Origin of the sequence: Xenorhabdus bovienii (genome assembly GCF_024721015.1) — a bacterium.
Lineage (GTDB): Bacteria > Pseudomonadota > Gammaproteobacteria > Enterobacterales > Enterobacteriaceae > Xenorhabdus > Xenorhabdus bovienii.
On sequence record NZ_JANAIF010000047.1, the window covers coordinates 21,799 to 30,438 of the forward strand.

Here is an 8,640-nt window from a genome sequence, read left to right on the forward strand (position 1 = left end):
TAATGGTTTGATGTCTTGGCATGCTAATACGGTATGTTCAGGAGAAAAAAATGATTTATTGGATATTTCTTGCACTGGCGATTTTGACAGAAGTGATTGGTACTCTGTCCATGAAACAAGCCAGTGTTTCAGGTGATTTTACCGGCATGATTGTGATGTATACCATGATCACAACTTCTTATATTTTGCTGGCCATTGCCGTGAAAAAGGTCGCTCTGGGAGTCGCTTATGCCCTATGGGAAGGGATTGGCATCCTGTTTATTACAGCTTTTAGCGTATTGTGGTTCAATGAATCACTGTCACCCATGAAAATCGGTGGATTGGCCCTGTTGATAGCCGGAATTGCACTGATTAAATCCGGTACAAAAAAAGCCTCGAATCATCAAATGAAGGAGGCATAGCATGTTGACACCATTTGAATGGTGGCATGCCGCTTTCCTCGTTCTGGCGGTTCTACTGGAAATAGTGGCGAATATTTTACTGAAACTGTCCAACGGTTTTCAGCGCTTCTGGATCGGGATTTTATCGCTGGTGGCTGTTTTGGCGGCATTCAGTGCGCTGGCTCAAGCAGTAAAAGGTATTGAACTTTCCATCGCTTACGCGCTTTGGGGCGCATTTGGGATTATTGCCACAGTTGCAGCAGGTTGGATCATGTTTAATCAAAGACTGAATGTCAAAGGTTGGGGTGGCATTGTGCTGCTATTAATTGGCATAATTATGATTAAAATGGCTTAAGTGCGATGCCTTAAATGGCGATTTTTTAAATTTAATTTGTAGAATGGCATTGAGTGAGTTGAAAGGTTCTCAATGCCATAGCAAACCTGAAAAATGAAGGTTATAGGGCTGCGATAATCTTGATTTCCACTTTGTATTTTGGATTCATCAGTTCAGCCTGAACAGTACATCGTACAGGTGAGCTTCCCGCAATAACCCATGTATCCCACGCCGCATTCATGCCGGCAAAGTCGGTTTTATCTGCCAGAAAAATCGTCGCATCTATGATTTTGCTTTTATCTGAACCCAAGCGCTGCAACATAATATCAATCGCTGCCAGTGTATCGGCAGTTTGTTCTGTGATATTACCATCCAGTTTTTCTGGCACGCTAGTATAATAGATAGTGTCATTGTGAATGACCGCTTCTGACCAGCGGGTATCTGGATCAATGCGTTCAATAGTCATTAAATCTCCTGTTAATGTATACAGTTTTATTGCTGAATTGGCTGGTGATTACTACTCAGTATTGGCATAATTCTGCCACATTTTATTGTAAAGAGACGGTTCGTGTCAGACGATTTTGCGAAAAATGGCGTACTTGCCAAGGCAATACAAGGTTTCAAGCCCCGTGACGCACAGCGGGAAATGGCTTTAGCCATTAGCGCTGCAATAAAAAAACAGCAGCAATTGGTGGTGGAAGCGGGAACGGGAACGGGTAAGACTTTTGCCTATCTGGTGCCTGCATTACGTTCAGGCAAAAAAGTGATTATTTCCACAGGTTCCAAGGCGTTGCAGGATCAGCTTTATAACCGTGACTTGCCGACCGTCGCTGATGCGTTGAAGTTTACGGGCAGTCTGGCCTTATTGAAAGGGCGCTCAAATTATCTCTGTCTTGAGCGCCTTGAACAGCAATCACTTGGCAGTTCTCAACTTGAGCCAGAGATGCTGGCAGAAGTGGTTAGGCTGAGAAGTTGGTCATCTCAGACAGAAGATGGTGATATCAGTACTTGCCACCAAATTGCAGAAGACAGCACTGTCTGGCCATTGGTAACGAGTACTAATGATAACTGTTTAGGCGGTGATTGTCCGCGCTATCAGGAATGTTTCGTTCTGAAAGCTCGCCGCAAAGCGATGGAATCGGATGTAGTCATCGTTAACCATCATCTGTTTATGGCGGACATGGTGGTGAAAGATACCGGATTTGGCGAATTAATCCCTCGTGCGGATGTGGTGATTTTCGATGAAGCACACCAGCTCCCCGATATTGCCAGCCAGTATTTTGGTCAGCAATTGAGTAGTCGCCAATTGATGGATTTATCACGAGATATCATCATGGCTTACCGTACTGAAGTACGGGATCAGGCCCAACTACAGAAAAGTGCGGATCGTCTCAGCCAAAGTGCGCAGGATTTTCGCCTGTCCCTGGGAGAGAACAGTTATCGGGGCAATCTCCGTGAAGCCTTGCAGCAGCCACAGATACAGCGGATGCTGGTACGGTTGGATGATGCACTGGAACTCTGTTATGACGTAATGAAGCTCTCTTTGGGGCGTTCGGCCATGTTGGATGCTGCTTTTGAACGGGCAACGGTCTATCGTAATCGTCTTAAAAGGCTGATCGACGTTACTATACCCAATTATAGCTATTGGTTCGAAAGTTATGGACGACATTTTCTGCTGGCACTAACGCCACTATCTGTATCCGATAAATTCAGTGACATGATCCGTGAACAGTCTGGTTGCTGGATTTTCACGTCCGCAACCTTATCTGTCAATGAACAGCTTGAACACTTCACGGCACGCTTGGGATTGAAGCAAGCGCAGACGTTGCTCTTGCCCAGCCCCTTCGATTATCAGCGCCAGATGTTACTGTGTGTTCCGCGCCATTTACCATCACCGAACCAGAATGGCGGGGCAAAATGGTTAGCACGTATGTTGAAGCCATTAATTGAAAGCAATAAGGGGCGTTGTTTTTTTCTTTGCACTTCTCATCAGATGGTGCGCGGTCTGGCGGAGGAATTCCGTGCCAGCCTGACATTGCCGGTGTTGGTACAAGGAGAAACAAGCAAAGGACAGCTGTTGTCACAGTTTATTTCTGCGGGTAATGCGCTACTGGTGGCGACGGGTAGTTTTTGGGAAGGTGTGGATGTTCGTGGCGATGCATTGTCCTGTGTCATTATTGATAAACTGCCGTTCACCGCGCCGGATGATCCGCTGCTCAAGGCACGGATTGAAGATTGCCAGCTTAAAGGCGGAGATGCCTTTAGTGAAGTCCAGATTCCCGATGCAGTGATCAGTCTGAAGCAGGGCGTCGGGCGCCTGATTCGTGATATTGATGATTATGGCGTGGTCATCATTTGTGATAATCGTTTGGTAATGCGCCCATATGGTGAAATTTTTCTTAACAGCTTACCGCCTGCCCGCCGTACACGTGATTTATCGAAAGCGGTGGCATTTCTTAAATCACGTCCAACAGAGTCAGAGTAAAATCTCAGGGGCTATGGTAGTATAGCCCCCTTATTTCGAATTCTATTCTTGCCGGAGTTAAGGCATGTCCACGCGGATTTTAGCTATTGATACTGCAACTGAAGCTTGTTCTGTTGCACTTTGGAACGAAAGTGTCATTGAGGCACAGTTTGAAATTTCTCCCCGGGAACATACTCAACGCATTTTACCGATGGTTCAGGCGGTATTGTCTCAGGGCAATTTGAGTCTGCAACAGCTGGATGCGCTGGCGTTTAGTCGAGGGCCTGGCAGTTTTACTGGGGTGCGGATTGGTATTGGCATTGCTCAAGGTCTGGCGTTGGGAGCTGAGTTGCCGATGCTTGGTGTTTCATCGCTCAAAACGATGGCACAGGGGGCATTTCGCCTAAAAGGCGCTCAAAATGTTCTGGTTGCCATCGATGCCCGTATGGGAGAGGTTTATTGGGGGCAATATACCCGCAATTCACAAGGTGAATGGCAGGGTGATGAAACAGAGGCAGTTTTGAAGCCTGAACAGGCACAGGCCGTCATGAATGCCTTAACTGGAGTTTGGGCAATTGCGGGAACCGGATGGGAAGCCTATCCTCAATTATTGGACACTCATTTAGATTTGGTAAAAAGTGACATTACTTTACCTCATGCGGAAGATATGCTGCCACTGGCTGTTCAGATGTGGAAAGCAGGAGAAGCAACGGCAGTTGAACATGCCGAACCCGTTTATCTGCGCAATGAAGTGACATGGAAGAAATTACCAGGCCGTTAAAGTAAACAAACGTAATTATGTAAAGCTGATGCAACTTGTGATGGGAAATGATGTCCATGAATATAGATGCTCAGGTTAATTTTTTCCGTGATTTTTACTGCAATGGAGGAGCTTATGCTTAAGGGGACGTACTATCGAGTCATGCTGCAAGTGGTTGCATTGGCGGGAGCAATGATACTTACAGGTTGTGTATCGGTTCCTGATGCAATAAAAGGAACGACCAAAACACCCGTAGAAAATCTGCTTTCTGTCAAAAATACACCTGAACTATATATTGGGCATGAAGGGCGCTTTGGTGGAAAGGTATTGAGTGTCTTAAATGAAAAAGACAGGACTCGGCTAGAAATTTTGGCTTTACCATTGGCAAGTAATGCGGCTCCGCTTTTGAATAAACCGTCTCTTGGACGAGTTTATGCCTATGTGAATGGTTTTTTGGAACCGAATGATTTTAAAGATCATTATGTGACAGTGGTGGGTTCGATTACAGACCTCGAAAAAGAGATGGTAGGGAATAGTCCGTATAATTATGTCGTGATGAATGTCGTCGGTTTTAAACGCTGGTATGAATCTGAACGTGTTGATCTACCACCTGTTGGTAACTCTGTTTTCTGGAACTATTATGGTACCCCTTATTTTTCAGACTGGGGCCAGATAGTGAGCATGAAGGACGCTTTGGCGGAAAGGTATTGAGTGTCTTAAGCCAGACTCAGGTAGTGCCTGTTGAAACGATTTTGACCGAATGATCCTGTCTGACGGATAAAGTTTGCAGATACAAAATAAATGGCCTCATAAAGTAAGTGGCGAGGCCATCCTCAAAGTTTCATCTCTTTGTTTACTATTATCTTCCTAATAATTATCCTTTATTGGTTTATCCTGCTTATTACTATTTAGAATAATGAAGTTAGTTTAAGTCAAAAATGATTAAATCAGTGTATAATCAAAGCGTTATACATCCAAGTGTTGGTTATTTAATTAACTCATTGATAAATAATAAAAAAATAAGGCAGCTTCTGCTGCCTTATTTTTTGGCAGAGACATATAGTATTAAATTAGTGATGTATATCGCCAACCTGAACAATGTTTCTTTTCAAACTGGTACGCTGAGTTAATAATTTGTTAAATGTACAGGTCTGGTTTTTGTTTCATGGTCAGTGGTTATACAGCAATTAGATTTCAGGAGTATTCAACTTGGAAAAAGTTTGGCTAAAACATTATCCGGCAGATGTTCCGGCAGAAATCGATCCCGATCGTTATTTGTCGTTGATTGAAATGTTTGAAAATGCTGTGGCACGTTATGCCGATCAAGTCGCATTTATCAACATGGGCGAGGTGATAACTTTCCGTAAATTGGAAGAGCGTAGCCGAGCCTTTGCAGCCTATTTACAGAATGGACTGGGGCTGAAAAAAGGGGATCGCGTGGCATTAATGATGCCAAACTTATTACAATATCCCGTTGCTCTCTTTGGCGTCCTGCGTGCAGGGATGGTAGTTGTCAATGTCAATCCTTTGTATACTCCGCGCGAGCTGGAACATCAGCTTACTGATAGCGGAACATCAGCCATAGTTATTGTTTCTAACTTTGCGCATACCTTAGAAAAGATTGTTTTCAACACCCCGGTTAAGCACGTTATTCTGACGCGCATGGGGGATCAATTATCCCGTCCGAAAGGAACTCTTGTAGATTTCGTCGTAAAATACGTTAAACGGCTTGTACCGAAGTATCACTTACCGGATGCCATTTCGTTTCGCAGCGTGATCCACAAGGGTTACCGTATGCAGTATGTTAAACCGGATGTGGACGGCGATGCTCTGGCATTTTTGCAATATACCGGAGGAACAACGGGAGTGGCAAAAGGAGCGATGCTGACCCACCGGAATATGTTGGCGAACCTTGAACAGGGAAAGGCTAATTACGCTCCGCTGATGGCTCCCGGACAAGAATTAGTCGTCACCGCATTGCCGCTTTACCATATTTTTGCGTTGACGGTCAATTGCCTGTTGTTCATTGAACTTGGTGGGCAAAATCTGCTGATTACTAATCCTCGGGATATCAATGGAACGGTCAAAGAATTGTCGCGTTACTCATTCACTGCCTTGTCGGGAGTGAATACGCTATTTAATGCATGGTTGAATAACCCTGAATTTCAGAAACTGGACTTTTCCTCATTACGTTTGTCGGTTGGCGGTGGCATGGCCGTACAGAGAATAGTGGCCGAAAAATGGCAAAATTTAACGGGGTGTCATTTACTTGAAGGCTATGGGTTGACAGAGTGTGCACCTCTAGTTTCAGGTAATCCCTATAACCTGACTCATTATAGTGGCAGCATTGGTTTTCCTGTACCTTCGACAGAAATTAAGCTGGTTAGCGATGATGGCAATGAAGTTCCTTTGGGGCAAGCAGGGGAAATGTGGGTTCATGGCCCGCAGGTGATGAAAGGCTATTGGAATCGCCCTGAAGCAACGGCTGAAGTATTGAAAGATGGCTGGCTGGCGACAGGGGATATTGCCAATGTAGATGAAAACGGGTTTTTACATATCGTTGATCGGAAAAAAGACATGATTTTGGTTTCCGGTTTCAACGTTTATCCCAATGAAGTAGAAGATGTTGTTTCTTCCCATCCTAAAGTGTTAGAGTCAGCAGCAATAGGTGTTCCAAACGATAACTCTGGTGAAACCGTCAAAATATTTGTGGTTCGTAAGGATCAGAGTTTAACTGAGAACGAGCTTAAGACACATTGCCGTCGTTATCTGACCGGATATAAAGTACCGAAACTCATTGAGTTCCGAGATGAATTACCGAAATCAAATGTAGGTAAAATTCTTCGCAAGGAACTGCGTAACGAAGAATTAGCAAAAGCGAATAATGCTGCGACAGCGGCGAATTGATCATGTTATAGATGGTTGTCTTAAGGGAGACGGTTTAGCCGTTTATAGCCTTAAGAACGATTTTTTAAAGGGTAAATATTTTAAGATTGCCTATCACATCAACAACGCCGGTTCTTACCGGCGTTGTTGTACAAGTCTTATGAATGGCTAAGAGAATGATGTTTTGAATTATCAGTTGATTACCTCCGATGCTCAATTGCAGTCAATCTGTGAACGGGCAAAAAAACACGCAACAATTGCATTAGATACAGAATTTGTACGCACACGGACGTATTATCCCCAATTAGGTTTGATACAACTGTTTGATGGCGAACAACTTTCTCTGATTGATCCTCTCGATATTTCAGAATGGCAGCCCTTTCGGGAGTTGTTGACTGATCCAGATGTATTAAAATTCATCCATGCTGGTAGTGAAGATTTAGAGGTTTTTTGGAATAGCTTTCAATGTTTGCCAACGCCGATGATTGATACTCAGGTACTGGCTGCGTTTATTGGCCATCCTATGTCGTGTGGTCTCGCAACACTGGTTGCTCAATATCTTCACGTGGAATTGGACAAAAGTGAATCCCGCACTGATTGGCTAGCTCGTCCATTGAGTGGAAAGCAGTGTGAATACGCCGCGGCGGATGTTTATTATTTATTGCCTTTGGCCGATATTCTGGTGGCGGCAACGAAGCAGGCGGGATACATGGATGCGGCACAAGATGAAAGTTATCTGATCGCCCAACGCCGCAAAGAAATATTGATGCCAGAATGTGCTTACAAAGATATAGGTAACGCGTGGCAATTACGTCCAAAGCAGCTGGCCTGTTTGAAAAAACTGGCGGGATGGCGGTTAAATCAGGCACGGGAACGGGATTTGGCAATCAATTTTGTTATTCGCGAAGAAAATCTATGGCAGGTAGCCCGTTATATGCCGACTTCTTTGGGGGAGTTGGATGCCTTAGGATTAAGTGGGCAGGAAATCCGTTGTCATGGGCGTCGTTTGCTGGTAATGGTTGCAGAGAGCAGAGATATTCCAGATGAAGCCTGTCCGGCTCTCATTACAAACCTCATTGATTATCCGGGCTATCGTACGGCCTTTAAGGAAATTAAATCGCTGGTCACTCAGGTTAGTGAGTCCCAGCAGTTTAGTGTGGAATTATTGGCTTCCCGTCGGCAAATCAATCAATTGCTCAGTTCTCATTGGAAACTGAAGTCACCCGATTATCAGCCTGAATTACTCCGTGGATGGCGAGGAGAGTTGCTGGCTGAGCCTGTTGCTGAAATATTAGCAAATTATCCGGCTTAATAACGATTATTGTCGGTGATGTTTATTCCCTGCCCATCGAATGGGGCAGGGAAGGTTGAGGTTAACTTTGTGTCATCGTTTCAGCAGCGGTATCATTTTCACTGATACTGAACCATGGATAATACTGCACCCGACGCAGATATCTCTTGGCATTTATCACCAGTATTTCCCGACCAATAGGATCGTAATAGTGAGTATCGGCATACTACATGATTGCGAGTACTATCATCTGCCACATAACGCCAATCGTCCAGATAATAAGGCTGATAAGTACGTATCACTTGCCCCTTATTGCTATACTCGGTATGTCTTCCCCCCACTAAAATCACTTTCTGAGTGTTGCATTTATTATATGAATCCGCCTAACAATTTATTTGGTGACTGTTTTAAATCTAATTTATGTCTTTTATTTATTAACCTGAGATCGGTTTAAGCCATCACCCGAAGTCCTGTTTTTTCAGCGCTTGTGATATTGAGTGATGGCTTTTTGGGTTTTAAGCAGTA

Annotated in this window: 8 protein-coding genes and 1 pseudogene; 7 read left to right on the forward strand and 2 right to left on the reverse strand. The window is 44.3% G+C overall.

Features of this window, described 5'->3' with window-relative positions; translation table 11 throughout:
• Positions 1-50 precede the first annotated feature (50 nt).
• Positions 51-401, forward strand: a complete 351-nt coding sequence (gene mdtJ / locus NXS07_RS12940) for a multidrug/spermidine efflux SMR transporter subunit MdtJ (RefSeq protein WP_038196889.1) — start codon at positions 51-53, stop codon at positions 399-401.
• A 1-nt stretch (position 402) separates the two neighbouring features.
• Positions 403-735, forward strand: coding sequence for a multidrug/spermidine efflux SMR transporter subunit MdtI (mdtI, locus tag NXS07_RS12945; RefSeq protein ID WP_308686611.1), 333 nt, complete (start codon positions 403-405; stop codon positions 733-735).
• A gap of 100 nt (positions 736-835) precedes the next feature.
• On the opposite strand, the gene NXS07_RS12950 is transcribed toward mdtI, so the two are convergent.
• Positions 836-1,180, reverse strand: coding sequence for a RidA family protein (locus NXS07_RS12950; protein ID WP_238099067.1), 345 nt, complete (start codon positions 1,178-1,180; stop codon positions 836-838).
• 102 nt (positions 1,181-1,282) lie between these two features.
• On the opposite strand from NXS07_RS12950, the gene yoaA reads away from it, so the two are divergent.
• From yoaA to rnd, 5 genes are all read left to right on the forward strand, one after another.
• Positions 1,283-3,199: a DNA repair helicase YoaA gene (gene yoaA / locus NXS07_RS12955; protein ID WP_258086878.1), complete on the forward strand. Its 1,917-nt coding sequence runs from the start codon at positions 1,283-1,285 to the stop codon at positions 3,197-3,199.
• 64 nt (positions 3,200-3,263) lie between these two features.
• Positions 3,264-3,959 (forward strand): tRNA (adenosine(37)-N6)-threonylcarbamoyltransferase complex dimerization subunit type 1 TsaB, encoded by a 696-nt coding sequence (gene tsaB / locus NXS07_RS12960; RefSeq protein ID WP_258086879.1) that lies wholly within the window; start codon positions 3,264-3,266, stop codon positions 3,957-3,959.
• A 114-nt stretch (positions 3,960-4,073) separates the two neighbouring features.
• Positions 4,074-4,649, forward strand: coding sequence for a Slp family lipoprotein (locus NXS07_RS12965; protein WP_258086880.1), 576 nt, complete (start codon positions 4,074-4,076; stop codon positions 4,647-4,649).
• Positions 4,650-5,147: 498 nt separating this feature from the next.
• Positions 5,148-6,845 (forward strand): long-chain-fatty-acid--CoA ligase FadD, encoded by a 1,698-nt coding sequence (gene fadD / locus NXS07_RS12970; RefSeq protein WP_038196882.1) that lies wholly within the window; start codon positions 5,148-5,150, stop codon positions 6,843-6,845.
• A gap of 163 nt (positions 6,846-7,008) precedes the next feature.
• Positions 7,009-8,136 carry a ribonuclease D gene (gene rnd, locus NXS07_RS12975; RefSeq protein ID WP_258086881.1) on the forward strand — a complete coding sequence of 376 codons (1,128 nt, stop codon included), beginning with the start codon at positions 7,009-7,011 and terminating at the stop codon, positions 8,134-8,136.
• Positions 8,137-8,197: 61 nt separating this feature from the next.
• Here rnd and NXS07_RS12980 read toward each other — a convergent pair.
• A pseudogene (locus tag NXS07_RS12980) lies at positions 8,198-8,456 on the reverse strand (insecticidal toxin complex protein); the annotation flags it as partial.
• Positions 8,457-8,640 lie beyond the last annotated feature (184 nt).

Bases quoted from the DNA above. Each gene is read 5' to 3' on its own strand.
- mdtJ (WP_038196889.1), top strand. From the start codon at position 51: ATGATTTATTGGATATTTCTTGCACTGGCGATTTTGACAGAAGTGATT.
- mdtI (WP_308686611.1), top strand. From the start codon at position 403: ATGTTGACACCATTTGAATGGTGGCATGCCGCTTTCCTCGTTCTGGCG.
- NXS07_RS12950 (WP_238099067.1), bottom strand. From the start codon at position 1,180: ATGACTATTGAACGCATTGATCCAGATACCCGCTGGTCAGAAGCGGTC.
- tsaB (WP_258086879.1), top strand. From the start codon at position 3,264: ATGTCCACGCGGATTTTAGCTATTGATACTGCAACTGAAGCTTGTTCT.
- NXS07_RS12965 (WP_258086880.1), top strand. From the start codon at position 4,074: ATGCTTAAGGGGACGTACTATCGAGTCATGCTGCAAGTGGTTGCATTG.